At 59.7% G+C, this 23,961-nt stretch carries 23 protein-coding genes and 3 pseudogenes; 10 read left to right on the forward strand and 16 right to left on the reverse strand.

What is annotated here, in order from left to right:
* The 12 genes from OS190_RS18980 to OS190_RS19035 form a co-directional block, all read right to left on the reverse strand.
* On the reverse strand, nt 1–2,243 hold a 2,243-nt coding region (locus OS190_RS18980), incomplete at its 3' end, for a thiamine pyrophosphate-binding protein (RefSeq protein WP_267160280.1).
* Nucleotides 2,244–2,265: 22 nt separating this feature from the next.
* Nucleotides 2,266–2,910 carry an NAD(P)H-dependent oxidoreductase gene (locus OS190_RS18985; protein ID WP_267160281.1) on the reverse strand — a complete coding sequence of 215 codons (645 nt, stop codon included), beginning with the start codon at nt 2,908–2,910 and terminating at the stop codon, nt 2,266–2,268.
* Nucleotides 2,911–2,921: 11 nt separating this feature from the next.
* On the reverse strand, nt 2,922–4,178 hold the full coding sequence (locus OS190_RS18990) for a thiolase family protein (RefSeq protein WP_267160282.1): 1,257 nt from the start codon (nt 4,176–4,178) through the stop codon (nt 2,922–2,924).
* A 14-nt stretch (nt 4,179–4,192) separates the two neighbouring features.
* Nucleotides 4,193–5,734: a class I adenylate-forming enzyme family protein gene (locus OS190_RS18995; protein ID WP_267160283.1), complete on the reverse strand. Its 1,542-nt coding sequence runs from the start codon at nt 5,732–5,734 to the stop codon at nt 4,193–4,195.
* Between the two features lie 10 nt (nt 5,735–5,744).
* Nucleotides 5,745–7,046 carry a TRAP transporter large permease gene (locus OS190_RS19000; protein ID WP_267160284.1) on the reverse strand — a complete coding sequence of 434 codons (1,302 nt, stop codon included), beginning with the start codon at nt 7,044–7,046 and terminating at the stop codon, nt 5,745–5,747.
* Nucleotides 7,043–7,495, reverse strand: coding sequence for a TRAP transporter small permease (locus OS190_RS19005; RefSeq protein ID WP_267160285.1), 453 nt, complete (start codon nt 7,493–7,495; stop codon nt 7,043–7,045). Before OS190_RS19005 ends, OS190_RS19000 begins: the two co-directional genes overlap by 4 nt.
* 11 nt (nt 7,496–7,506) lie before the next feature.
* On the reverse strand, nt 7,507–8,496 hold the full coding sequence (locus OS190_RS19010) for a TRAP transporter substrate-binding protein (protein ID WP_267160286.1): 990 nt from the start codon (nt 8,494–8,496) through the stop codon (nt 7,507–7,509).
* Nucleotides 8,497–8,549: 53 nt separating this feature from the next.
* On the reverse strand, nt 8,550–9,413 hold the full coding sequence (locus OS190_RS19015; protein WP_267160287.1) for a fumarylacetoacetate hydrolase family protein: 864 nt from the start codon (nt 9,411–9,413) through the stop codon (nt 8,550–8,552).
* 35 nt (nt 9,414–9,448) lie between these two features.
* Complete coding sequence (locus tag OS190_RS19020) at nt 9,449–9,955, reverse strand: MarR family winged helix-turn-helix transcriptional regulator (protein ID WP_267160288.1); 507 nt, start codon at nt 9,953–9,955, stop codon at nt 9,449–9,451.
* Between the two features lie 62 nt (nt 9,956–10,017).
* On the reverse strand, nt 10,018–10,467 hold the full coding sequence (locus OS190_RS19025) for a nuclear transport factor 2 family protein (protein WP_267160289.1): 450 nt from the start codon (nt 10,465–10,467) through the stop codon (nt 10,018–10,020).
* A 27-nt stretch (nt 10,468–10,494) separates the two neighbouring features.
* On the reverse strand, nt 10,495–10,836 hold the full coding sequence (locus OS190_RS19030; RefSeq protein ID WP_267160290.1) for an NIPSNAP family protein: 342 nt from the start codon (nt 10,834–10,836) through the stop codon (nt 10,495–10,497).
* Nucleotides 10,833–12,512, reverse strand: coding sequence for an FAD-dependent monooxygenase (locus OS190_RS19035; protein WP_267160291.1), 1,680 nt, complete (start codon nt 12,510–12,512; stop codon nt 10,833–10,835). The genes OS190_RS19030 and OS190_RS19035 overlap by 4 nt, the downstream gene beginning before the upstream one ends.
* Before the next feature lie 74 nt (nt 12,513–12,586).
* Between OS190_RS19035 and OS190_RS19040 the strand changes: the two genes are divergently transcribed.
* Together OS190_RS19040 and OS190_RS19045 are read left to right on the forward strand one after the other, a co-directional pair.
* Entirely contained in the window at nt 12,587–12,778 is a 192-nt protein-coding gene (locus tag OS190_RS19040) for a hypothetical protein (RefSeq protein WP_267160292.1), read from the forward strand.
* 84 nt (nt 12,779–12,862) lie between these two features.
* Complete coding sequence (locus OS190_RS19045; RefSeq protein WP_267160293.1) at nt 12,863–13,150, forward strand: putative quinol monooxygenase; 288 nt, start codon at nt 12,863–12,865, stop codon at nt 13,148–13,150.
* 69 nt (nt 13,151–13,219) lie between these two features.
* Here the strand turns inward: OS190_RS19045 and OS190_RS19050 are convergent.
* A pseudogene (locus OS190_RS19050) lies at nt 13,220–13,513 on the reverse strand (DDE-type integrase/transposase/recombinase); the annotation flags it as partial.
* A 61-nt stretch (nt 13,514–13,574) separates the two neighbouring features.
* On the opposite strand from OS190_RS19050, the pseudogene OS190_RS19055 reads away from it, so the two are divergent.
* Together OS190_RS19055 and OS190_RS20660 are read left to right on the forward strand one after the other, a co-directional pair.
* Nucleotides 13,575–14,732, forward strand: a pseudogene (locus OS190_RS19055) (IS3 family transposase).
* 139 nt (nt 14,733–14,871) lie between these two features.
* Nucleotides 14,872–15,342, forward strand: a pseudogene (locus OS190_RS20660) (IS6 family transposase); the annotation flags it as partial.
* 22 nt (nt 15,343–15,364) lie between these two features.
* Here the strand turns inward: OS190_RS20660 and OS190_RS19065 are convergent.
* Both OS190_RS19065 and OS190_RS19070 read right to left on the reverse strand, forming a co-directional pair.
* Nucleotides 15,365–15,835: a MaoC family dehydratase gene (locus tag OS190_RS19065; RefSeq protein WP_267160294.1), complete on the reverse strand. Its 471-nt coding sequence runs from the start codon at nt 15,833–15,835 to the stop codon at nt 15,365–15,367.
* Nucleotides 15,836–15,847: 12 nt separating this feature from the next.
* The gene (locus OS190_RS19070) at nt 15,848–16,852 is read right to left on the reverse strand and encodes an NADP-dependent oxidoreductase (protein ID WP_267160295.1); all 1,005 of its coding nucleotides are present in this window, start codon (nt 16,850–16,852) and stop codon (nt 15,848–15,850) included.
* A 40-nt stretch (nt 16,853–16,892) separates the two neighbouring features.
* Between OS190_RS19070 and OS190_RS19075 the strand changes: the two genes are divergently transcribed.
* On the forward strand, nt 16,893–17,549 hold the full coding sequence (locus OS190_RS19075; protein ID WP_267160296.1) for a histidine phosphatase family protein: 657 nt from the start codon (nt 16,893–16,895) through the stop codon (nt 17,547–17,549).
* On the opposite strand, the gene OS190_RS19080 is transcribed toward OS190_RS19075, so the two are convergent.
* Nucleotides 17,546–18,544: an NADPH:quinone oxidoreductase family protein gene (locus OS190_RS19080; RefSeq protein ID WP_267160297.1), complete on the reverse strand. Its 999-nt coding sequence runs from the start codon at nt 18,542–18,544 to the stop codon at nt 17,546–17,548. The two genes, OS190_RS19075 and OS190_RS19080, sit on opposite strands and share 4 nt — an antisense overlap.
* A gap of 136 nt (nt 18,545–18,680) precedes the next feature.
* On the opposite strand from OS190_RS19080, the gene OS190_RS19085 reads away from it, so the two are divergent.
* The 5 genes from OS190_RS19085 to OS190_RS19105 are packed head-to-tail and all read left to right on the forward strand — an operon-like array spanning nt 18,681 to nt 23,929.
* The gene (locus OS190_RS19085) at nt 18,681–19,847 is read left to right on the forward strand and encodes an acyl-CoA dehydrogenase family protein (RefSeq protein WP_267160298.1); all 1,167 of its coding nucleotides are present in this window, start codon (nt 18,681–18,683) and stop codon (nt 19,845–19,847) included.
* A complete protein-coding gene (locus OS190_RS19090; RefSeq protein ID WP_267160299.1) occupies nt 19,844–20,959 on the forward strand; it encodes an acyl-CoA dehydrogenase family protein in 1,116 nt (371 codons plus the stop codon). Before OS190_RS19085 ends, OS190_RS19090 begins: the two co-directional genes overlap by 4 nt.
* Nucleotide 20,960: 1 nt before the next feature.
* Complete coding sequence (locus OS190_RS19095; RefSeq protein ID WP_267160300.1) at nt 20,961–21,782, forward strand: SDR family NAD(P)-dependent oxidoreductase; 822 nt, start codon at nt 20,961–20,963, stop codon at nt 21,780–21,782.
* Nucleotides 21,782–22,711, forward strand: coding sequence for an SDR family NAD(P)-dependent oxidoreductase (locus tag OS190_RS19100; protein WP_267160301.1), 930 nt, complete (start codon nt 21,782–21,784; stop codon nt 22,709–22,711). The genes OS190_RS19095 and OS190_RS19100 overlap by 1 nt, the downstream gene beginning before the upstream one ends.
* Before the next feature lie 21 nt (nt 22,712–22,732).
* Nucleotides 22,733–23,929: an acetyl-CoA C-acyltransferase gene (locus OS190_RS19105; protein ID WP_267160302.1), complete on the forward strand. Its 1,197-nt coding sequence runs from the start codon at nt 22,733–22,735 to the stop codon at nt 23,927–23,929.
* Nucleotides 23,930–23,961: the final 32 nt, after the last annotated feature.

A 23,961-nucleotide genomic window follows, 5' to 3' on the forward strand; every position in this document is an offset into this window, starting at 1 on the left:
CCCAGAGGCACTGTGCGGTGGCCATGTACCCCACCCAGCCAGGCCAGCGTGACGGGATGGCCATCGATAACGGTCACCATCACCGCATTGCGCGGCACGTCCGCCAATAGTTTTTCGATATGGCTTTGGGCCCTGCGCTGACCACGGGACCGGGCCCGCTGGGCGGCGGTCCACCCGGCGTTCAGGCGATCGGCAGAGGTCACGGCCAGCACGCCGACATCCCGGCGTCCTTCGCCGATGATGCCCGCGGCGTTGATCGCCTCGGGGGCAACGACACCTTGATAGGCGATCACCACCTCGCAGTTCGGGCCGGGCGGGCGCAACCAATAGGCACCGTCCACCGCGCCCTGACGGAATGCATCATCATGCCGCTTGCCGGGTTGTTCGATCGGGTTGGTGCTCAAGCGCAGATAGACCGAGCCGCCCACCTCGTCGCGCAGCCAGGTGCGTACGTCGGGGTCGCCCGACCCGTCGCGTTGCAGATAATCACAGGCCCATTCGAAGATGACCGCAAGTTCGTCGGCAAAGGCCGGTTCAAAGGCCGCCAGCCCGTCCTGACTCATCCCGATGAGCGGTGTGCCGATAGATTGGTGGGCGCCGCCTTCTGGCGCCAGTGTCACCCCGGACGGTGTTCCCGCGATCAGGAAACGCGCATCCTGATAGGATGCGTAATTCAGCGCATCAAGGCCACGGCAGACAAAAGGATCATAGACCGTGCCAATGGGAAACAACCGTTTGCCAAACAGCGAATGCGACAGCCCCGCCGCGCCCAGCATCAGGAACAGGTTCATCTCGGCGATGCCCAGTTCGATATGCTGGCCCTCCGAGGAAAAGGCCCATTTCGCGGTCGAGGGGATCTTGCGATCCCGAAAGGTGTCGCGCTGTTCATGCCGTGCAAACAGCCCGCGCCGGTTGACCCAGGCCCCCAGACCGGTGGTGCCCGTGACATCGGGCGAGGTGGTGACGATCCGGTCGCTCAATTCGGATGTGCCTTTGGCCAGTTCGTCGAGAATCTTGCCAAAGGCCATCTGGGTGGCGATGGTGCCATCGGTCGGGATCTCGATCCGGGGCACGTCGAGGCGGCTATCGTCATAGCGGCGCGGTCCGCCCGAAAAGAATGGCACCTTGGCCAGAAATGCCGCTAGCGCGCGGGGGTCTTCGACGGTTGCCATCGGGTCCCATTCCTGCCCCTCGGGCACACCCATGTGTTTTTGCCACTCGGCCATCTGTGCCTTGGTCATCAACCCGCCGTGGTTGTCCTTGTGCCCGGCAATTGGAGTGCCCCAGCCCTTGACCGTGTAGGCCAGAAAACAGGTTGGCCGGTCATGGTCGATCGCGTCAAAGGCGCGGGCCATGGTATCCACGCAATTGCCGCCGAGATTCTCCATCAATTCGGCAAGTTCCCGGTCACTGCGGCTGTCGATCAGGGCGGTCACGTCGCCCTGATCGCCCAGATCGTTCATCAGGTGTTCGCGCCAGACCGCCCCGCCCTGAAAGGTCAGCGCCGAATACAGATCATTGGGGCATGCGTCGATCCAGTCGCGCAGCCGGTCGCCTCCCGGTTCGGCAAAGGCGGCCTGTTGCATCTGTCCGTACTTGACCCGGACCACATCCCAGCCAAAGGCACTGAATGTTTGCTCGATCCGGTGCCAAAGACCTTCGCTGACCATGCCGTCCAGCGACTGACGGTTATAGTCGATGATCCACCAGGTGTTGCGCAGGTCGTGTTTCCAGCCCTCTTGCAGGCATTCATAGATATTGCCTTCGTCCAGTTCGGCATCGCCCATCAGCGCGATCATCCGGCCCGGCGTCACATCCTTACCCCAGGGTTTCGAGGTCACGTAGTCCTGCACCATCGAGGCGAAAGACGTGATCGCCACCCCAAGACCCACTGAACCTGTCGAGAAATCCACATCGTCGATATCCTTGGTCCGGCTGGGATAGGACTGAACCCCGCCATAGCCGCGAAAGCTCTCCATCTTCTCGCGGGTCTGATTGCCCATCAGGTATTGAATCGCGTGAAACACCGGTGACGCATGGGGTTTGACCGCGATCCGATCCTCGGGCCGGAGCGCGGAAAAATAGAGCGCAGTCATGATCGAGACCATCGACGCCGACGAGGCCTGATGACCCCCTACCTTGATGCCATCCGCCTTGGGGCGGATGTGGTTGGCATTGTGGATCATCCAGTGCGACAGCCACAGCAGGCGCTGCTCGATGATTTTCAATTCAGATTGCGTCATTGGGGATTCCTTGTTCAGGCCGTCAGCTGCCGCTCGGTTCTGCGGTGATCGTCCGGCGGTATTTCGGTATCGCGGCCGCCGGGTCGTCTGCGTCGCGATACCCGAGAGCGACCAGAACAGCCGTGGTCATGCGCTGCTCGGGCAGGCCAAGAGCACGGTCATAGTTTTCGGCGACAAAGCCCTCCATCGGGCAGCTGTCGACACGGGCCGCAGCACAGGCCGACAACAGCGTGCCAAGGGCCAGAAATGCCTGACGCCGCGCCCATTCTATGCGCGCTTCGGGGGTCATGGCCATCAGGAACCCCTTGGCCTTGGCCTCGACCTCGGCGAGGCTTTCGCGCGGGATGCCCTTATGCGCCGCCACCTGATCGAGAAACGCCTCGACCGTATGATCGCCAAGATCGGTCGGCACGGTCAAGACCGCCAGCGCAGCGCAGCTTTGCAGCTTTGGACGGTTGGGCAGCCAGGTGGCGGGAATCAAGGCGTCGATCCGGTCCCGCTCGGTCAGAAGCATCAACCTGTAGGGCTGAAGGTTGACCGAAGAGGGCGACAGGCGCGTCGCCTCGACGATCTGCGCCAGAACATCCGCGGGGATGGGTCTGGTCGCGTCGAAGAGTTTGGTTGCATAGCGCCAGCGCAGCGCCTCCAGAAAATCCTTTGCCGACATCGGGCTTCTCCTCACCTGAAACGTTCGTAAATCGCCACGGCGGCAAGGGCTTCGTCGAAACCGATGATGCCGCCACCATTTTCCTGCAGCGCCAGCGTGGCGCCATCGACCTGACGCGCGCCGGCCTCGCCGCGCAGCTGTGTCACCAGCTCGGCGCACATGGACAGGCCGGTTGCACCGATGGGATGTCCTTTTGAAACCAGCCCGCCCGACGTGTTCACCGGCAGGGAGCCGGTCAGCGCGGTTTCCCCGCCCCCGACAAATGCGCCGCCTTCGCCCGGCGGGCAAAAGCCCATCATCTCGACCTGATAGACCTCGCAGAACGAGGTCGCGTCATGCACTTCGGCCACGTCGATGTCTCGCGCCCCGATCCCGGCGCGCTCATAGGCCCGTTGCGCCGCGGTCGCGGTCAGGCTGGGGTCTTCCAGATTGCGATACTTGCCACCCGAGAGACCGATGGCGCGCAACCGGATCGCGCGATCCTTCTGTTGCGGGGACAGAGTCTGAAAGAACGATTCCGAACAGACCAGCGCAGCGGCCGCGCCATCCGTCATCGGCGCACACATCGAGCGGGTCAGCGGATCGACCACCATGCGATCCTGCATCACCTGTTGCGGCGTCATCTCGAACCGGTAATGGGCATTCGGGTTCAGGGCGCCGTTATTGTGGTTCTTGGCGGCACCGGCGGCGATCTGCTCTTGCGTCGTGCCAAAACGCGACATGTGATAGCGCGCCTGCATGGCATAGGTATCCATGGGCACGGTGCGGTCAGGCCCCGGTTCGAACGGCATGCCGAGCTGGTCTCCGGCGCGGCTGTATTCCTCTTGCCAGTCCTGCGGGTCGAGACAATCGAGACCTTGCGAGAATTTGCGGAACACTTCGGTCTGGTTGTCCGGATCGACCAGTTTTTCAACCCCGAGCGCGACGGTCAGGTCGGCATCACCCGCGCGGATCGCCGTCGCCGCGCCCTGCAGGGTAAGGGTACCTGTCGAACAGCCGGCCTCGACATTGATGATCGGGGCGCGATCGGGAAACAGGCCCTCGCGCACGAGCGGCACAAAGCAAACATTGCCACCGATCATGGTCTGTCCGAAATGCGACATCAGGCAATTGCCGAACCAGGCGGCGTCGATCCGCACCCCGTCCTGCAGGCCGGCATCAGCCAGCGCGCCCATATAGGCCTGGCGAGTCAGGTCCTTGAAGCTGCGGTCGACCCATTTCGAGAACGGCGTCGTGTAGGTGCCAATGACATAGACGTGAGTGTTCATGGTTTTTCCCTGTTTCAAACCTGCCGATCCTCGTCGCGCCAGAAACTGTCGCGGATCTCGCGCTTGAGAACCTTGCCATTGCCGCTGCGGGGCAGTTCGGGCCAGGCATCGACGGATTTCGGTGCCTGTATCGAGCCAAGCAAATCCTTGACCGTGGCGGTGATGGCGTCGGGATCAAAGGACGCGCCGGGCTTCATCTCGACCACCGCTTTGACCGCCTCGCCCCATTTCTTGTCAGGGATGCCGAAGACCGCGCAATCGCGCACATCCGGGTGCGCCAGAACCGCCTGTTCGACCTCGGCCGTGTAAACATTGAAACCGCCAGTCACGACCATGTCCTTCTTGCGGTCCACGATGTAGTAATAGCCTTTGGAGTCGCGATAGCCGACATCGCCGGTTTTCAGCCACTGATCGGCAAAGGCCTGTTTCGTGCCTTCGGGATTGGCGTGATAGCCCGAGAATACCAATGGCCCCCTGGCAACGATTTCGCCCCGGGAATTGTCCGCCAGCAGCGCACCGTCGTCACCCATGATGGCCAGTCGCGCCTTCAAGGTCTCGCGACCGCAAGACGCAAAGACCGGGCTGGTCTCGTCAGCCTCGGCCAGATCCCCGGACGACAGAAAGGTCAGGAACATCGGGGCCTCGGCCTGCCCATAGCTCTGGCACAGCACCGGGCCGAAAACCGCAAGCGCCTCACGCAGCTTTTCCGGGGCCACCGGCGCGGCGGCCAGCACCATCGCGCGCAACGAGGAATAGTCGAACTCGCCAACGCGGGGATGAGACAGCAGCGCATAGAGAAGCGTCGGCGGCAGGTAGAGATGCGTGACCTTGTGCTTGTCGATCGCCCGCAGGATCGACAGGGGGTCGGGGGTCTTGAGGATGACATGGGTCGGTGCCGCCGGCATCATGTTCAGCGCCAGCAACCCCGCCGCATGGGTCATCGGACCGGCAACCAGATGCACGATCGGTTCCTCGGTGGCCAGGCAGTGCCAGAAGGCATCGCATGTCGCGCTCAGTGTGCGGTGTGACCAGCGCGCGGCCTTGGACAATCCGGTGGTGCCGCCGGTTGGAAACAAGGCGACAAGACGGTCCATGTCGTCGAGCGGTTGCGGCACATCCCGGTGATCGCCGCAAACCGCAGCCAGCCCGTTTCCGGTCTCAGTCTCATCATCCAGACAGATCAGGCGGATGGCCGTGTTGCATTGCTCGGCCAGTTGCCGGGCTTCGCCGGCGAAATCGCTGTGATAGAAAAGCACGTCGCAGCCCGTCAGTTCGAGCAGGTGACCATTGGCATGCACCGTGTTGCGCCAGTTGATCGGCACCCAGACCAGATCGGCGCGCAGAATGCCGAGGACACAGGCAAAGGCGCGGGCGTCATTGGGCGAATAAACCCCGATGCGGGCATCATGCGTCGGCGCGATGGCGCTGAGTCCGGCGGCGATCCGGGCAGACAGCCTGTCCACTTCGGGCCAGCTATGGCGGGTGTCGCCGTCGATAAAGGCAACCCCCCCCGAACTGCGTGCCATGCCCTTTTCATAATAGTCGATGAAACGCATTGCGAACTCCCTATTGCGCAAACCATTGGGGCAAGGTGGTTGCCAGCCCAGGCTGCAGCATCAGCAATGCGATCAGCACCAGCTGGGCCACGATAAAGGGCAGGACGCCCTTGTAGACCGCACCAAGCGGCAGGTCCGGCATCTGTGCCCGGATGACAAAGATATTCATTCCGATCGGAGGGGTGATCAGGCCGACCTCGATCACGACGACCACCAGAATCCCGAACCATATCGGGTCATAGCCAAGCGCCGTGACCACGGGGTAGAACACCGGAACAGAGGCCAGCATCATGCCCATGCCATCCAGAAAACAACCGGCAATCAGGTAGAATATGATGATCGTGCCAATGACGGCCCATGGCGGAAAGGCAAGGGATTCGGCAATGCCGATCAGGGCGGGGGGAAGTTTGGCCTGAATGATGAAATAGGCAAAAAGGGTCGCCGCCAGCACCACGAAAAACAGCGCCGCCGTGGTCAGAACGGTTTCCTCCAGAGCGGCGATCAGCCCCCGGATGGTCAGGTCGCCCACAAGAAAGCCGGTCGCAATGGCCAGGAACAGCCCGATGGATGCGGCCTCGGTCGGTGTGAACCAGCCGGCATAGATGCCGCCGATGGTCGTCCCGAACAGCAATACCACCTCCCAGCCCTTGATTATCTCGATCAGGCGGTTGGGCATGTTGCAATCCGGGGCAGGGGCCGAATCCGGGTTGCGCCAGATGCTCCACAGCACGGCCACGACATAGAGCCCCATCAGTATCAGGCCGGGCAGGATACCCGCCGCGAACAGTTCGGCGACCGATTGCCCGGTGATCAGCGCATAGATCACCAGCGCAACCGAGGGCGGTATCAGGATGCCCAGCGTCCCGCCCGCCGCCAATGTGCCACCGACCATGCTGTCGTGATACCCGCGTCGGCGCAGTTCGGGGCCGGCGACGCGGGTCATGGTGGCCGTGGTCGCGAGCGATGAACCGGCCACGGCACCAAAGGCCCCCGAGGCGACGACGGTCGCCATGCTTTCGGCGCCGCGCAGGCGTCCGAACAGGGCGGTTGACGCCGCAAAGAGGCGCTGCGACATGCCCGCCCGCATGGCCACTGCACCCATCATCACAAACAGCGGTACGACGGTAAGCGTGTATTCGGTCCCGACCTGTATCAGCGTGCTGCCCACCACATGCAGGACGGCCGCGGGCTTGGCGATTGCCAGATAGCCGCCGGTCCCGGCCAGACCCAGCGCCACGGACACGGGCACCCGAATGAACAGCATCATCGTGACGGCCAGCACCGATAGGCCCGCGATCATGGCAGGAGTCATGTGGACCTCCGGAATACCTGAAGAATGGCGACCAGCGCCGTTGCGGCCAGTCCGGCAAGGATCGGCCCCCAGAACACGATCAGCGGCCAGCGCAGATCGGGTGTCAGATCGCCATATTCCAGAGCGTCGCGGGCCTGCGTCCAGCCGGATTTCAGCAGCAGGAGCACGAACAGGGCCAGCGCCAGGGATGCCAGGCGCTTGAACCACGAAACGAGGTGGCCGGGGATCATCGTGTCGATGATATCTATCGTGATATGCGCTTTTCTGCGGGTGGCTTCCGCCAGCGAGGCGAAAATTGCCACGCACAGGCAGATCCGCGCGATTTCATATGACCCCGGCACCGCCCCGAGCGACAGGTTGCGCATGGCCACGTCAACCAGCGTAATTGCTGCCATCCCGAAGGTCGCAAGTGAGGCCAGCGCGACCGGAACCGCGCTGACTAATTTCATTGGACCGGGCGTCATTCCAATGCTGCTTTCAAGTCTCTGTAAAAGGCACTGGCCGGATGGCCCTTGGCGTCGAGATCAGCGATCATGCCATTGGCGAAATCCTCGAGCGTCGCATTGAGCCTTGCGGTTTCTTCCTCGGGCATCGACACGATCTCGATGTGATCCTGATGCTGCGACCAAGCCTGGGCCTCGGACGTGTCATAGATGCGGCCAATCCGCGCCGAAGCGGCGGCGCCGGTGGTGTCGTCGATCAGCTTCTGAAGGTCCTCGGGCAGGGCTGCATAACTGTCGGGGTTCATCACCAGGCTGAAGGTGCCCGTGCCGATGTTCAGATCGTTCTTGTAGCCGATCATGTCGGCAAAGTTGAACGCATCGGCGGCCTCGACCGTGGTTGCGATCCCGTCGATCACGCCCTTGTTGAGTGCATCCCCCATTTCCGCTGGCGGTACGGCGGCAGGCACCGCGCCCGCCGCGGTCAGGCTGGCGGCAATCACCGAACCGGGGTGTCGGATACGCAATCCCTCGAGCGCATCGGCGCTGTCGATGCGCACATCCTTGCTGAGAATGCCGATTGGCGGCGCGGCCACGATATAGAGCAGCCTCGTGCCGCGATGCTCATCTGCCAGATAGTCAGGCACCATGGCCGACAGTGCCCGGCTGCCCTGCTCGGCACTGCCGAAGAGGTTTGGCAGATAGGCAATCTCGACCAATGGAAAACGACCCGGCGTAAAGCCATGCAGCGCATAGGAAATATCCGCAACGCCGGTGCGCACCAGATCATATTGTTGCGGTGGCGGCCCCATCTGGGCGGCGTTGAAGATTTCCAGCGTCAGCCGACCATCGGATTTCTCGGCCAGTTCGGCACCCCATCGTTCGAATTCCTTCACCATCACGTTTCCGGATGGCAGAAAAGTCGACAGTTTCAGTGTGTGGGTCTCCTCGGCCAGTACCGGAGTGCCCAGTACCAGCGCTGCCACAAATGCAGTCAGTAGATGTTTCATTCGCGTTTCCTCCCTAATTGGGTCCTGATCTATGCGGTCTTGACGCCGCTTGGTTACCCCACCTCGACCGACAGCTGTCCGAGCGTGTCGATCCAGGCGGAAATCCTGTCACCGGATTGCAAGGTTCTTCCGGTTTCAAATCCTGTTCCTGCGGGTGTGCCGGTCAGGATCGCATCCCCCGGCCTGAGCGTCACAAGCTGCGACAGGGCGGCGATTATTCCCGGCAGCCCCATTGTCATCTGGCCGGTGTCCGACTGCTGCCAGGTTTGCCCGTTCACCGCGACGCCGATCGCCAGCGCGGCGGGGTCGCCGACCTGTGCGGCGGGGCACAGGCAGGGGCCCATCGGGCAGGCGCCGTCAAACACCTTGCCCGCGAACAGGTCGACGCCGAACAAGGTGCCCGGCAGCATCTGGAAATCGCGCGCGCTCATGTCCAGAGCGATGCAATAGGCCGCCACATGACCAAGCGCGTCGGCCTCGGCGATATGTTTGCCCGCCTTGCCGATGACAGCGCAGAGTTCGACCTCGACATCGAATGCCTCGCAGCCCTGCGGCGCGGTGACCTGCGCCCCGGGATCGGCCAGACAGGCGCCTGCCGGCTTGGTGAAGAACACCGGGCGCGGGGCGGCGACGGCGGGATCCCTGAACCCCATGTCGCGCATGACCTGCATTCCGGCCTGTGCGTGATCGGCATAGTTCACACCAATCGCATACAGGGTTCCGCCCTCGGGCATCGGGGTGCAGATCCGGGTTCTGTCCGGCAGCGGCCGGCCCAGTGTCGGCTGCGCCGCAACCGGCCCGCACATCCGCCCCAGAAGATCCGCCCAGCTGTCATCGACCGCGACCAACCCCGCAGCCGAACGGACGCAGGGTCGGCGTTGTCCGTCGGCGTCGCGATATGCGAATATTTCGGTCATGTTGCCCTCTTTGCGATCCCGTAGGGGGCGTGTGGTCAGCCCCTTGCCTTGATTTCGCCTGCCGATACGTTGAAATCCCGCTGGAGAAGACCCAGCAAACGTCTCAACTCGGCAAGACCATTTTCCCCGATGATGTCGGAGATTTCCTGTTCAATGCCCAGAAACAACTCATGCAGCGTTTCCAAGAGCGAAAGACCGTCAGGTGTGAAATAGACCCGTCGGGCTCTCTTGTCTTCGGGGTCGGTCCTGATTTTCACCAGCCCGTCCCGCTGGCACAGGGCAACCGCCTGAGACATTGCGCCGTTGGTGATGCCTGCGCGCTGCGCCAGGACGGCGATTCGTGTGCCTTTGACATCGACATGCCGCAGAACATTGAGATGAACCCGCCTGATATCGCCGGCTCCGGCCGACGCAGCGCGCAACAACAGCTTTTCTTCAAACGTGTTGAAAGCATGAAGAAGCAGTCTCGCAGTATTGTCCGTTCGCCACAGACGGTCCGCGTCTTGTTTCAAGCCGCCGCCTGAGCCTCCGTTGTTAAGCATTCTGCCGCTCCTGCATCAGTGTTTCGGGAAACTCTAACGCAGCGCGCGCAACTAGGACAGATTCAGCCTTTGGACTTGTCGATGGTCCAGCATTCGTAGCCGCTCTCACGGGTGATCATCCCCTTTTCTACGTGGAAGATGTGGATCAAGCGCATCTTCACATATGTTCCGACCGGATAAGGACAGTTCTGAATGTCGTCATTTCCGATGCGGAATGTCACCAGACTGTCATCCACGACACGGCTGGGCGTTGCGAAACGTTCCATGGGCGTCAGTTCCATGCCTTCGGCGGCATAGAACAGGGCCATGTACATTTTCCGAATTTCTTCCTTGCCGTGGTAGATCACGTCGCGGGCCGGAGCATGCCATTCGACATCCTCGGAATAAAGCCGCAGCATGTCGTCGATCTGCTCGGGGTTCTCCTCGAGGAAATGCTTGTCGACAATGTTCATCGCGTAGTCGACCGCGGCCTTGTACTCTTCTAGCGTCTTGTAGTTCTCAAAATCGTCCATCTTCTCTCTCTCCCGTGTTGATTTTCGTTATGTGTTCTTGGCGTGATGCCGGGGCATCATCGTGTGGTTGATATGCGCGACCGTGCCGTCCAGACCGGGTAGGATGGCCATGAATTTCTCGCGCATTCGGTTTCTTTCCGGCGAAGACAACGCCGTTTGCATGGCCTTCTCGTCGGCAAAGTGGATCACGAAGGTCGCGTGCAGATCCGGTGCGCCGGGCTCGGCCTCCTGGGCGAAATGCAGCTCGGCATGTTCGACGCCGGGCATGGCCCGGATCGCAGGCAGCAGGTCATTTACCAGCGTGTCGTCGAAATTCGGCTGTGCATTCGGGTGCACGCACCCCATCAGATACCCGCAGCGAACGATCATTGCGCGATCTCCCTTTGCTGATCCCCGTGACGCTGGGCCCGTGCGACCCGAAGCGCATGTTCGATCTCTTGCTGGGTCACATCCCGTCCGCTGTCGCGCGTATCGCTGCAACGCCATGCAATGATCTGGTCAGGACGGACCAGAACGGCGCGGGCACCCAGCTGTGCAACGAGATCGGGCCGGGCAAGGTGATGCAGGGTGAGCCGCATCTGTTTGCACCAATCCCCGGACAGGGGCGGCAATGCCGCGTCGAAATCAATCAGCGTGAAACCATGCCCCGCCAGATCCAGCAGGCTTTGGTTCGGGCTCAGCCAGACATGCGGCAGCCGGCCACCGGGCACGGTGCTGGGCACGTATTTGACCGGGTGATCCTCGGGTGGCATCCCATCCGGCACGATCAGCGCAGACCCGTCATAGCGGACCCCCAGCCCGATGCCGGGATGTTCGAATTCATTGGGGGCAAATTCCAGAATATGTGTGCGGGCGGCTTCCCGCGCTGCGTCCCCGGCGGCGCCATCCTGCCCGATTGCCTTGGCGACGGGGCATCCCCCGACAGCCTTGGCCAGTTGCAGCGCGAACCCCGTGTTGCGCAATGCGATACTGCGGCGTTCCTCTGTATAGGTGTCCAGAATCGCCGCGTCCGCGTGCCCCTGACACAGCTCGGCGAGCTTCCATGCCAGGTTCACCGCATCTTCGATGCCTGTGTTCAATCCCATTCCACCCGTCGGCGTGAATAGATGCGCACTGTCCCCGGCCAGCAGGAGTGGGCCCTCGCCGAATCTCGGCGCAACCAGCGCCTGACCCGCGCGCCAGGATGCCGAGGACAGGATTTCGGCCTCGGTTCCGGGTCCGCATAGCTGATCCAGATCGGCCTGAAGATCATAGGTTTCCACCGTTTCATCAGCCGAGAGCTGGCGGTGTAGGATGAATTCCTGATCTCCGTCCAGCGTCACCATGACCGCGCGTATGTCGGCGAGAATCGCCCAGTATTGCCATGCGGGCCGCATGCCGGTCAGCGATGTCAGGTTCGGTGAGCGGAAATAGGTGGCGATCATGCGTCCGCCCATGAATTCCATGTCCAACCCGCCTTCGCCATCCAGACGAATTCCCATGGCCTTGCGGACCATGCTGCGCGCGCCGTCGCAGCCGACGCAATACCGCGCCGAAATGCGGCGGCCGTCGCTCAGTCTCAGAGTTGCGCCATTCTTTGCCGCGATATCCGTCACATCTGTATTGGGGATCAGATCGACGGTTTCGAACGCGTCCAGCCGCCGCGCAAGAAGCGGCGTCAGAGAACGCTGGCTGGTGCGTAACTGCGGTTCGCAAGACTGCCAGACGGGATCGCCCTCGCGGCATCGGCGCAGGGCCTCTTGCTTGGAAGGCAGCGATACCCGTGCGATTTCCAGGCCGTTGAAGCCAGCCAGATAGGCCACGTCGGTTGGATAGTCGTCCGGCAAGCCGCTCGCGCGGAGCGCGTCCGCGATTCCCAGACGGCGATAATACTCCATGCTGCGGGCTGACTGGTTGTTGGCGCGTGGGTGTTCCGGCCTGTCGGGGCTGCCAGAATCGACAATTCCGACCGAAACGCCATAGGCACCCAATTCGCAGGCCAGCATCAATCCGACCGGGCCCGCGCCAACGATCGCAACGTCATATGTGAGAGGCTCGTTCATCATTATTTAATTTAGTAACGTTACTAAAAATAATGTCAACACACTTTGACACATCGCCATGAACCAGGGATAACCGCTTGAAACAAATTCACTATCCGTCAAATGACATGGGTTTTCCCGGATTGATGGCCGGATTATTGCCCGGTGAATCGTCGCCGGCCTTTGGCGCATTGGTCGGGCTGCGGCGGGTCAGGGCGCCGTGCCGCTTTGGCGCTCGGGAGCGGGTTTTTGGCGTCTGTTCGCAGGACGCCGATCCGCGGCGCGGCTAGTCTCTGGCCGTCCATCGGCGCCGTGAAGCCGTGCTGATGGCCATTAACCACTGAACCCACCAACCGACACAGGATGACACGCGCATGAAACTGATAAATGTAGAAGCCACCTTTGACCCCTCCGTGCTCGAGGCGGCCATTTCCCTGTTTGACGACCAGGCCCGGAAGGTCCGCGAGATGCCCGGCTGCACGCATTATGCCCTGTACCGCAACACCACCTCGGATGGCATCGCGATCGTGCAGCGCTGGACCGACATGGCCGCGTTCGAAGCCTACCGTGCCAGCGAAACCTTCGCCCAGCTGGGCAAGGACCTGAAGCCCAAGATGTCCACGCCACCGGTCACGACCATTGCCGAGATCGAGGACGCATAACCCGATGGAGACGCCCGGGATTGCCAACTTAACGACAGCAGCATGAGACGGCCGCCAAGGGTGTTTGTGTCAGGCGGTCATTTCGAGCGCATAGTCGTGCCACAGGTCGAAGGCATCGGATCTTGCGTGGCGATATGAGGCGGTGGAGAGGCGGTAGCGGCGGGGTCTGAAAATTGTGTTGATCTGATCGTGAGCAGCGAGGAACCTCAGCGCTTGACGGACCGACTTGAACCGGCCCATAACCTTCTCTCGCTTTCGGGTTGGTCGGTGTGACCCCTCAATGCGGTTATTGAGACCTTTGTGCGCCCGATGATCAGCTTCAGGCGTAAGGGTCCGGATCGGCTTGATATAGCTGCTGACCTGCCCCCCGAAATTTCCCTCGTTGTGATGTAGAGTTTGCTCAACCTTTCGAAGGAGCAAACAGATGCGAAAGAGCCGTTTCACCGAGACGCAGGTCATCGGGATGATCAAGGAACAGGAAGCCGGAATGCCGACGGCGGAGGTGTACCGCAAGCACGGCCTCAGCCAGGGTACGTTCTACAAGTACAAATCGAAGTTTGGCGGCATGGAGGTGTCCGACGTCGCCAAGCTGCGGACACTTGAGGACGAGAACGCCAAGCTCAAGCGCCTGTTGGCCGATACGATGCTGGACAATGCTGTTTTGAAGGATCTGCTGGGAAAGAACTGACGACGCCGAATGAGCGGCGAGAGGCAGCGCTGAGAGCGATGCGGGATCACGACATCTCGCAGCGCCGGGCCTGTCGACTTGTTGGTGACGATCCGAAGACGGTCCAGCTTGAACGCCCGCCGGACAATCCAGAGATCAGAGAAGAGATGAAGGCCGTCGCGGTTAAGCGGCGGCCGTTTGGCTATCGGTGGATTGGCGTGATACTGGAACGCAAAGGTATGATCATGAACCACAAGCAACTCTATCGGCTTTTCACCGACGAGAAGCTGGGCGTCCGGCGGCGAAGGGGCCGCAAGCGGGCCCATGGCTCGCGGACGCCGATGCCGGAGGCGCTGAGACCAGATGAGCGTTGGTCGCTGGACTTCCTGTCCGACACGTTCGGGGCTTCGCTTCAGTTCCGCATTCTGGCGGTGAACGATGATTGCTGCCGCAAAAACCTGTATCTGATGGCCGATACCAGCATCTCGGGCGCCCGCGTGGCACGGGAACTGGATGCCTAGTGCGCATCTATGGCAGGCCGGCCAGCATTGTCAGTGACAACGGGACGGAGTTCACCAGCCGGGCGATCCAGAAATGGGCCAACGACAACAACGTCGACTGGCATTACATCGATCCGGGAAAGCCCCAGCAGAATGCCTTCATCGAGTCATCCAATGGCAGCCTGCGCGACGAGCTCCTGAACGAGGAAATGTTTGACAGCCTCGAAGACGTCCGACGAAAGCTGGCGCTCTGGCGATACGACTACAACAACGTCAGGCCGCACTCATCGCTCGGAAATCAAACACCCGCAGAAGCGCGCCGAACGCTTGAGCTAAATGAGGGCTCCGCGCCCTGCGCGCTTGCTCAAACCAAACCGAAGACTATGAAAATCAGACCCGCAAACTCTCTTTATGAATGAGGGACTATCGGGGGGCAGGTCATTTCAAAAACAAAAACACACACCTACCACTCGCGAGCCAGTCTAACCAACCGCGCAAACTTTGCGACAGAACACAGAGCCATGGCACATCGATGCCGTCAGAGGGCGGTAAACATGTTGCATCAATCAGGCGAGTTATTCAGTTTTGAGCTTTTGAGATCCAGCAAGCCACACTTCAAACATCATCGGATTCCGAGTGAAATCATTCTTTGTGCCCTACGATGGCACCTGCGCTATCCCCTTTCCTGCCAAGACGTCGTGGATCATTTGGCAGAGCGCGATGTCACGGTTGATCGCGCCACGGTGTATTGATGGGTCCAGAAGTTTGGTCCTGAACTGACCCGGCGCACCGAGAAGCATCTGCGCCGGGCAAGTGTCGACTGGCATGAGGACAAAACTTACACCCGCGTCAGTGGAAAGTGGCGCTATCTTTGGCGCGCGCCCGATGCTAACGGCCAGATGGTCGACTTCCGTTTCATCGCGCGGCGCGATGCAAAAGCCGCAAGGGCCTTTCTCAACAAGGCGATCGAGCGTGTAGGTCTCCACCGGCTCGTTACCTTAGTGCCAGACAAGGTGCCGTCTTTTCCTTGTCTATCTCACCGGCGAACTAGTCCTTGAAAACAGCAAGTCCCAACCATTCGGCGACCAAGGCAGGGGTCTCTTCGTTTTCGATTTCGATCGTCAGCGTGTTGGTGCGCAAAAGATCGGTGCCGCCGCGGGCTTTGACCTCTTTCAGTATGAAACGGCCGCGCAGGCGGCTTCCGGCGCGGACAGGCATCAAGAACCGCAGTTTGTTCATACCATAATTGATGCTCATGACCTGTCCTGGCATCATTGAAAAACAATCAGAAGCAAAGCGACTGGCCAGGGACAATGTCAGAAACCCATGAGCAATCGTACCGCCAAAGGGGGTTTCGGCCTGTGCGCGGTCGGGATCAATGTGGATCCATTGTTCGTCCAAGGTGGTCTTGGCGAAGGCATCTATCATGGATTGGTCAACGGTAATCCAACTGGACACGCCCACCTCTGTACCGATCTGGGTTTGACTGGCTTTGAGGGCGTCTTGGGATGCGGACATGGGGGTGCTCCTTTATGATGGATCTGCGGCAACACGGACCATACGCTTGCCCTTGTTGTCGCCGGCCAGCAGCCCGATCAGGGCTTTCGGCGCATTTTCGAGGCCGTCAACGATGTCTTCGAAGACTTTGATCTGGCCGGTGCCAACCCAATGTTGCAGGGCGCGGATGCATTTGGCGTCGTTATGGGCAAAATCCATGACAATGAATCCTTCCATCTTGAGGCGTTTCACCACAATCACACCAGGAAGATTGCGGGGTCCGGTGGGTGTGTCGGTGTCATATTGGCTGATCGCACCGCAACAAACGACACGGCCCTTGTCGTTCATTAGGGTCAATGAGGCTTCGAGGATCTTGCCACCGACATTGTCGAAATAGACATCGACACCATCGGGGCATGCACTGGCAAGGGCTTTGGACAACCCGGCTTCGCGGTAATCGACGCAAGCATCAAAGCCCAGTTCGTCAACCACCCAGCTGCATTTTTCCGGTCCACCGGCAATGCCGACAACCCGACAGCCGAGCGCCCTGGCAATCTGCCCCACATAGCCGCCGACAGATCCGGCCGCCGCGGAAACCAGAACGGTTTCTCCGGCAATTGGACGTCCGATCGACATCAGTCCGTGATAGGCGGTTTTCCCGGCGATGCCGTAAACGGACATCAGGTGAGAAATTGTTTCTACCTTGGGCAGTTTCTGCACATGGTGGCCTTTGGCAATGACGTAATCGGACCATGTTGCCTCTGCGGCGACGATGTCCCCGACTGCGACTTTAGGGCTGTTGGAGTGCATGACCTCGCAGATGGCATAAGTCGGCATCGCATCGCCTGTCTGAACGGCTGCGCGATAGGTGGCCCCCTTCATCCAGGACCGGTTTGCGGCGTCAATTGACATCAGGATGACACGGAGCAGGACTTCGCCTTCTGCGGCGACCGGCAAATCAGTCTCTATCTGGGTGAAATGCGCGGTTGTCAGCTCTGCTGTGGGCAGTTCGGCAATCGTGATCTGGCGGTTTTGCATGGGATATGTCCTATTGCGGAAAAACGTGAAGGGAAAAGCGATGAAGGAAGCGAGACAGCATAGGTTCACGCCGCCTAAGGGAGCGGCGGATTTGTTGCTTATCCGGCATGGGGAGACCCAGGCAGCCGTGCGCGGCGAGAGCTTCCCTTTGGTTGACGGGCAGGGTGATCCGGTGCTGCATCGTGACGGAGAGGAGCAGGCCGTCGCCCTTGGCGAACGTTTGAAAACAGAGCCTATAAGGGCGATTTACGTGACGAACATGCAGCGCACCCAGCAAACGGCAGCCCCCCTGGCGCGGCACCTGGGACTGGTGCCCCAGGTCGAACGAGACCTGCGCGAGGTGTTTTTGGGGGATTGGGACGGTGGCGAATTCCGGTTTCGCGCCGCATCGAACGATCCTGCGATTCTGCGCGCTCGGGCCAAACATGAATGGGGTGAGCTGCCCGGTGCAGAAACGACGGCGCAGTTGCATGCCCGTGTCCGCACCGGTCTGATGCGGATTGCTGCCGCGCACCCGGATGAAATGGTGGCGGTCGTCGTACATGGCGGCGTCGTCGGTGCGGCCCTTGCGATTGCTACGGGCGCGCGCGGTTTCGCCTTTAGTGGGGCGGCGAACGGCTCTATCTCGCGGCTGGTAGTGCAGGGCGATCAGATGATTGTGCGTGGATTCAATGATGTGTCGCACCTTTCCGGTTAGGACATTGTTACAACGACTTTACCCAGCACCTTGCGGTCTGAAAGCAATTGTAATGCATCGCCGGCTTTTTCCAGTGGATAGCGTGCAGAGATGCGTGGTTTGATCATGCCCGCTGCATAGAGTTTGAACAGGTCGCGAATGTTTTCAGCATGTTTTCCCGGTTCGTGCATCGTATGTGCGCCCCAGAAAACGCCCACGATCTGGCACCCTTTGAGCAAAGTCAGATTAAGCGGAATTTTCGGGATGCCAGCGGGAAATCCTACCACAAGGTAGCGGCCGTTCCAGGCCATGGCGCGCAGTGCGGGCTCGGCATAGTCGCCGCCGACAGCATCATAGATCACATCGGCGCCATCTTCGCCCGACAGTTCCTTGATCTGGGACGAAAATGCCTTTTGTGCAGCACGGTCGGACATGTCGCGTGCATAGATCAGGGTTTGATCGGCCCCGAGATCGCGACAAAACTGGGCTTTTTCTTCCGAGGAAACAGCGGCAATCACCTTGGCACCTGCTGCCTTGCCCAGTTCGATAGCTGCCGCGCCTACGCCCCCCGCTGCGCCAAGGATCAGCAAGGTTTCCCCCTGTAACACTGTTGCGCGATCTTTCAACGCATGACAGGAGGTCCCGTAGGTCAGCATGAAACATGCCGCTTCGTCAAAAGGCATCTCATCCGGGATTTTGACAACTTTCATGCCGTCCAGAACCACATGGGTTGCAAAGCCACCAAATCCGGACATGCCCAACACCCGATCGCCGACCTTTAGCCCGTTGATATTTTCGCCCACGGCATCGACGATGCCTGCAATTTCGCCACCCGGCGCAAAAGGGCGTGGTGGTTTCATCTGGTACATATCGCGGATGATCAATGTATCGGGAAAATTAACGCCAGCGGCATGCACCTTTATTCGAACCTGGGTCTTGTCGGGTTCCGGCATGGGTCGTTCTTCAAGAACCAGAGTTTCCGGCCCACCAACTTCCTTGCTAAGCATCGCTTTCATTTGATCTCTCCCGTTTTGTTGTGTTCAAGGGTGGGACGTGGCGTCGTGACTTGTCAATCGCAATTCGGTCCGCCATTCTGCACAGCGGAATTGATGTCCGCAAATTGACGTGACGTCCCATGGGAGGAATTTGAAGATGACCGTAAACACCCCGGAAGAATTCCGTGCCGAATTGCGCGACTGGCTTGAGATGAACTGTCCGGGTGAAATGCGTGACGGTGGGTTGGGCGAAGACAGCATTTGTTGGGGCGGTAAGGATTGGGTGTTTACCAGCAACGCGCAAAAGGTCTGGTTGGAGCGATGCGCGGCCAAAGGATACACTGTGCCAACCTGGCCGGTGGAATATGGTGGTGCCGGATTGGATCGCACCCGGGAAAAAGTGTTCCACGAAGAAATGAGCGCCATCAATGCACGTTCGCCTTTGCAGTCCTTTGGCATTTGGATGTTAGGCCCGGCATTGTTGCACTTTGGATCGCATGAGCAAAAACTGCATTATCTGCCGCCGATTGCCCGGGGCGAGGTGCGCTGGTGTCAGGGCTATTCGGAGCCCGGGGCGGGTTCGGACCTTGCGAATGTGCAGACCAGGGGTGAGGACAAGGGCGATCATTGGTTGGTCAACGGGCAAAAGATCTGGACCTCTTATGCAGACAAGGCCGATTGGATTTTTGCACTGGTCAGGACCGACAGGAATGCCCCCAAGCACAAGGGGATTTCGTTCCTGTTGTGCGACATGGATCAAACGGGCGTTGAAACACGACCGATCAAGATGATTTCGGGCATTTCGCCGTTTTGCGAGACGTTCTTTACCGATGCGAAAATACCGAAACACCAGATTGTAGGCGAGGAAAACCGCGGTTGGGATGTTGCGAAATATTTATTGACCCACGAACGCGAGATGATTTCGGGCGGTGGTGCCGGACTGTCCGGTGGTGGTCGCGCGCTGGGGGCAGTTCTATCTGATACGATGGAAACGCTGGACGCAACCACACGGGCAGATGCGATGCGGTGCGAAATCGATGCACTGGCGATCGGCCTGACTCTGGAACGCTACAAGGACCAGTCCGAAGCAGGGCAGGGGGCCGGTGATGCATCCGCGATGTTGAAATACACGGGCACAGAGTTGAACAAGCAACGTCATGAGTTGATGATGTCTGCGGGGGGGTCAGACGCGTTGGAATGGGATGGACCTTTGGGCAATCGCGCCGGTGATTGGCTGCGCACCAAGGCGAATTCGATTGAGGGCGGCACATCCGAAGTGATGTTGTCGATCGTGTCACGACGGGTTCTGGGGTTGCCAGCATGAAGAAATTGGTGATGACCGAAGAAGAGAAAATGCTGGCTGATATGGCGCGGGGGTTTCTGGACGGGGCGGCTCCTGTTTCAAGGTTCCGCGAAATGCGGGATGCCGGCCACACCTACGACAAGGCGCTGTGGCAGGAAATGGCTGATATGGGCTGGGCTGGTGTGCTGGTGCCTGAAGACGCTGGCGGATCCGATATGGGGTTCGCAGCGACCAATATTATCGCGCGTGAATTGGGCAAGACGTTGGCAGTGTCCCCGTTTCTGTCGACAGCAGTCATTGCTGCGACGGCGTTGCGTCAGGTTTCCGACAAGCGGGCGAAAGATGCTTTGTCACGTATCGCATTGGGTCAAGTGACCTATGCTTTGGCGGTCGATGAGGGGGTCAAGTTTGACCCGGACGCAACGGCAATGGAGGCGCGGGCCGATGGCAATGGTTTTCGTCTGAATGGCAAGAAACAATTTGTTGTTGATGGCGCTTTGGCTGACCGGTTGTTGGTTCTTGCCCGAACTGAAAACGGGCTGACCGTGTTTGATATTCCTGCAGAACGTGCGGGGATCGAACGGGTTGCGTCAAACATGATCGATGCCCGTGACGCGGCGCGTATCACCTTTCAGAATGTCGAGGCCACTGGCGAGGATGTGCTGGGTGCTGTGGATCACGCAATGAAGGTGCTGAAACCTGCATTGCAGGCAGGGCAGGCGGCACTTGCCGCCGAGATGGCAGGGCTGACAAGCGGCGCTTTCGGCATGACGGTGGACTATCTGAAGGAACGCAAGCAGTTTGGAGTCGAGATCGGGCGCTTCCAGGCGTTGCAGCACCGCGCCGCCCATCTGTGGTGCGAGATCGAGGTGACGGCCTCGGCTATCCTCAATGCTGGTCGGATGCTGGACCATGATCCGGAAAATGCAGAACTGGCAGTCTCTTTGGCCAAGGCGCGGGCAACTGATACTGCAAAGCTGGCCGTCATGGAGGGTGTGCAGATGCATGGCGGTATCGGCATGACCGACGCCTATGATATGGGATTTTATATGAAGCGTGCCCGTGTGGGTGCAGAATGGCTGGGGGATTATTCCTACCACGCTGAAAAGGTCGCTGCGGCGAGAGGATTCTAAAATGGATATTCAGACTTTGTTCGGTTTGGACGGCAAGGTGGCTTTGGTCACTGGTGGTGCAACAGGTATTGGGCGGATGGCCTGTGAGGCATTTGTGCGTGCGGGTGCAACGGTGTTGATGGCTTCGCGCAAGGGCGAGGCCTGCGAGGCGGGGGCCGCAGAATTGAATGCCCTCGGTGCCTCGGGCAAGGCAATCGGATTTGCCGGTGATGTCGGTTCAGAAGCCGGTGTTGACGCATTGGTTGCGGCAGTAAAGGAGCGGACAGAAAAGCTGGACATTCTGATGAACAACGCCGGTATCACCTGGGGTGCACCTTTGGGACAATTTCCCCATGCGGCATGGGAAAAGGTAATGAATGTGAATGTGGCGGGGATGTTTGACCTGACTCAAAAATTGCTACCGATGCTGATCGCCGGTGGGTCGGTGGATGATCCGGCACGTGTGGTTAACGTCGGCTCTGTCATGGGGGAGCGCGAAATGGGTGATGGTGCCTACTCCTACTCCATGTCCAAGGCTGCGGTGCATCACATGACGCGCATTCTGGGCAAGGAACTGGCGGGTCAGGCCGTGACGGTCAATGCTCTGGCGCCGGGGCCGTTTGTGTCGAAGATGACAGCATTTGCCACCCATGATGCAGAGATGCGCAACAAGGTTGGCGCGGATGTGCCGCTTAAACGTGTGGGGCGCGACGAGGATATTGCAGGCTGCATTCTGTTCCTTTGCGGGCGCGGCGGTGCCTATGTCACGGGGTCCGTGGTACCTGTGTCCGGTGGCATCAATGTCATGTCGGGACCTAACATTTTTGAACAGGCGCTGCACTGATGGCTACTATATCATTTGAAGATCGGGTGGCGATTGTCACCGGTGCGGGTACAGGTCTGGGTCGGGCGCATGCCTTGGGCCTTGCGGCGCGTGGTGCAAAAATCGTGGTGAACGACCTTGGGGTGTCCCGTGATGGCACCGGATCGTCTTCCGCAGCCGCCGAAGCAGTTGTCGCCGAGATCAAGGCGATGGATGGTGACGCGATCGCCCACGGTTGTGATGTGTCTGACGAGGCCGGTGTGAAAGATATGGTGGCTCAGGCGATGCGCGCCTGGGGCCGTGTTGATATTGCCGTGAACAACGCCGGCATTCTGCGCGACAAGACATTTGCCAAGATGGAGATGTCCGATTTTCGCAAAGTTGTCGATGTGCATCTCATTGGATCCGCCAATGTGGCGCATGCCTGTTGGCCGATCATGCGGGAACAGAAATACGGCAGGATCGTCTTTACCACTTCGGGATCGGGGCTTTACGGGAATTTCGGCCAGTCCAACTATGGTGCGGCAAAAGCCGCGATGATGGGATTGATGAACGTGCTTCATCTGGAAGGCGCACGGGACAATATTCGCGTCAATATGCTGGCCCCCACGGCGGCAACACGGATGACCGAAGAGTTGTTGCCACCCGAAGCAGCGGCGCTGTTGTCACCGGAAACCATCACGCCGGGTTTGTTGTATCTGGTAAGTGAAGACGCGCCGAGCAGGTTCATCATGGGCGCAGGCGCGGGCAGCTTTGCCCAGACGCGGGTTTATGAAACTCAAGGCATTACACTCCTGGATGATGCCAATACACCTGAAGAGATTGCCGCACGATTCAAAGAAATAAACGATCCTGACGGTCAGGAAAATCTGCAGGATGCGTTTAGCCAGACCAAAAAGTACGCCCTCAATGCAGCCAGGGCACGTGGCCTGAAGCTGGATTGGCAATGATGGATTTCAAGGAGAAAACCCATGCGTGATGCAGTAATCGTTTCGACAGCGCGGACTCCGATTGGCAAAGCCTATCGCGGAGCATTCAACAACACCACACCACAGGCGCTGGCAGCTCATGCCATCAAACATGCGGTCGAACGCGCAAAGGTTGATCCGGCATTGGTACAGGACGTGATCCTTGGTGCCGCTTTGCAGCAGGGCCATAGTGCAGGCAATATTGCGCGGCAGGCGGCGGTTCGGGCTGGTTTGCCGGTTTCCGTGGCGGGGATGTCTTTGGATCGCCAATGCGCAAGCGGTATGATGGCAATCGCCACAGCGGCGAAACAAGTTGTCATGGACGGGATGGAAGTTGTTGTTGGTGGCGGTGTCGAATCTATCTCGATGGTACAGACGCCTGAGATGCGTGTGAAAGCCGACAAATGGTTGACGGAACACAAGCCCGAAATCTACATGGCTATGCTGGAAACTGCCGAGACTGTGGCCGAGCGCTATAGCGTCAGCCGAGAGCGGCAGGACGAATATGCAGCGCGCTCACAGGAGTTGACCCACCAAGCGCAGCAAGCAGGCCGGTTCGATGACGAGATCGTGCCGCTGGCCAGCACGATGTTGATACAGGACCGTGAGACCAAGGAAATCTCACATCACGAGGTCACGCTGGAAAAGGACGAGGGCAACCGCCCTGGTACCACGGCAGAGAGCCTTGCCGGACTGAAACCGGTACACAAGGACGGGATCCACATCAAAGAGGGTAAGTTCATCACCGCCGGAAATGCATCGCAGCTTTCGGACGGAGCGTCGGCCAGCGTTGTGATGGAGGCGAAAGCGGCTGAGAAGGCTGGGCTTGAACCGCTGGGCCGTTACATCGGTGTCATGGCAGCAGGATGCGAACCGGACGAAATGGGCATTGGCCCGATCTATGCGGTGCCACCGCTTTTGAAGGCGCATGGGTTGAAGATGGATGACATCGGGTTGTGGGAGCTTAACGAAGCTTTTGCGGTGCAGGTGATTCAGTCACGTGACGTGCTGGGTATTCCTGATGAGTTGCTCAACGTGAACGGCGGCGCGATTTCTATTGGGCACCCTTATGGCATGTCCGGCGCACGCATGGTTGGTCATGCGCTGATCGAGGGCAAGCGGCGCGGTGCGAAATACGTTGTCTGTACCATGTGTGTCGGCGGTGGCATGGGTGCTGCGGGCCTGTTTGAGGTTTTGTAAACCTTGCAATTCGCGAACAAGAGGGGCGGGTT

This window comes from Sulfitobacter sp. F26204, from assembly GCF_026410305.1.
GTDB lineage: Bacteria > Pseudomonadota > Alphaproteobacteria > Rhodobacterales > Rhodobacteraceae > Sulfitobacter.

Excerpts from the sequence above, each read along its gene's own strand:
- OS190_RS19000 (WP_267160284.1), bottom strand. The coding sequence starts at position 7,046 with ATGACTCCTGCCATGATCGCGGGCCTATCGGTGCTGGCCGTCACGATG.
- OS190_RS18985 (WP_267160281.1), bottom strand. The coding sequence starts at position 2,910 with ATGTCGGCAAAGGATTTTCTGGAGGCGCTGCGCTGGCGCTATGCAACC.
- OS190_RS19095 (WP_267160300.1), top strand. The coding sequence starts at position 20,961 with ATGGATATTCAGACTTTGTTCGGTTTGGACGGCAAGGTGGCTTTGGTC.
- OS190_RS19090 (WP_267160299.1), top strand. The coding sequence starts at position 19,844 with ATGAAGAAATTGGTGATGACCGAAGAAGAGAAAATGCTGGCTGATATG.
- OS190_RS18990 (WP_267160282.1), bottom strand. The coding sequence starts at position 4,178 with ATGAACACTCACGTCTATGTCATTGGCACCTACACGACGCCGTTCTCG.
- OS190_RS19045 (WP_267160293.1), top strand. The coding sequence starts at position 12,863 with ATGAAACTGATAAATGTAGAAGCCACCTTTGACCCCTCCGTGCTCGAG.
- OS190_RS19030 (WP_267160290.1), bottom strand. The coding sequence starts at position 10,836 with ATGATCGTTCGCTGCGGGTATCTGATGGGGTGCGTGCACCCGAATGCA.
- OS190_RS19005 (WP_267160285.1), bottom strand. The coding sequence starts at position 7,495 with ATGAAATTAGTCAGCGCGGTTCCGGTCGCGCTGGCCTCACTTGCGACC.
- OS190_RS19065 (WP_267160294.1), bottom strand. The coding sequence starts at position 15,835 with ATGTCCGCATCCCAAGACGCCCTCAAAGCCAGTCAAACCCAGATCGGT.
- OS190_RS19070 (WP_267160295.1), bottom strand. The coding sequence starts at position 16,852 with ATGCAAAACCGCCAGATCACGATTGCCGAACTGCCCACAGCAGAGCTG.
- OS190_RS19085 (WP_267160298.1), top strand. The coding sequence starts at position 18,681 with ATGACCGTAAACACCCCGGAAGAATTCCGTGCCGAATTGCGCGACTGG.
- OS190_RS18995 (WP_267160283.1), bottom strand. The coding sequence starts at position 5,734 with ATGCGTTTCATCGACTATTATGAAAAGGGCATGGCACGCAGTTCGGGG.
- OS190_RS19075 (WP_267160296.1), top strand. The coding sequence starts at position 16,893 with ATGAAGGAAGCGAGACAGCATAGGTTCACGCCGCCTAAGGGAGCGGCG.
- OS190_RS19100 (WP_267160301.1), top strand. The coding sequence starts at position 21,782 with ATGGCTACTATATCATTTGAAGATCGGGTGGCGATTGTCACCGGTGCG.
- OS190_RS19025 (WP_267160289.1), bottom strand. The coding sequence starts at position 10,467 with ATGGACGATTTTGAGAACTACAAGACGCTAGAAGAGTACAAGGCCGCG.
- OS190_RS19010 (WP_267160286.1), bottom strand. The coding sequence starts at position 8,496 with ATGAAACATCTACTGACTGCATTTGTGGCAGCGCTGGTACTGGGCACT.
- OS190_RS19105 (WP_267160302.1), top strand. The coding sequence starts at position 22,733 with ATGCGTGATGCAGTAATCGTTTCGACAGCGCGGACTCCGATTGGCAAA.
- OS190_RS19020 (WP_267160288.1), bottom strand. The coding sequence starts at position 9,955 with ATGCTTAACAACGGAGGCTCAGGCGGCGGCTTGAAACAAGACGCGGAC.
- OS190_RS19080 (WP_267160297.1), bottom strand. The coding sequence starts at position 18,544 with ATGAAAGCGATGCTTAGCAAGGAAGTTGGTGGGCCGGAAACTCTGGTT.
- OS190_RS19035 (WP_267160291.1), bottom strand. The coding sequence starts at position 12,512 with ATGATGAACGAGCCTCTCACATATGACGTTGCGATCGTTGGCGCGGGC.
- OS190_RS19015 (WP_267160287.1), bottom strand. The coding sequence starts at position 9,413 with ATGACCGAAATATTCGCATATCGCGACGCCGACGGACAACGCCGACCC.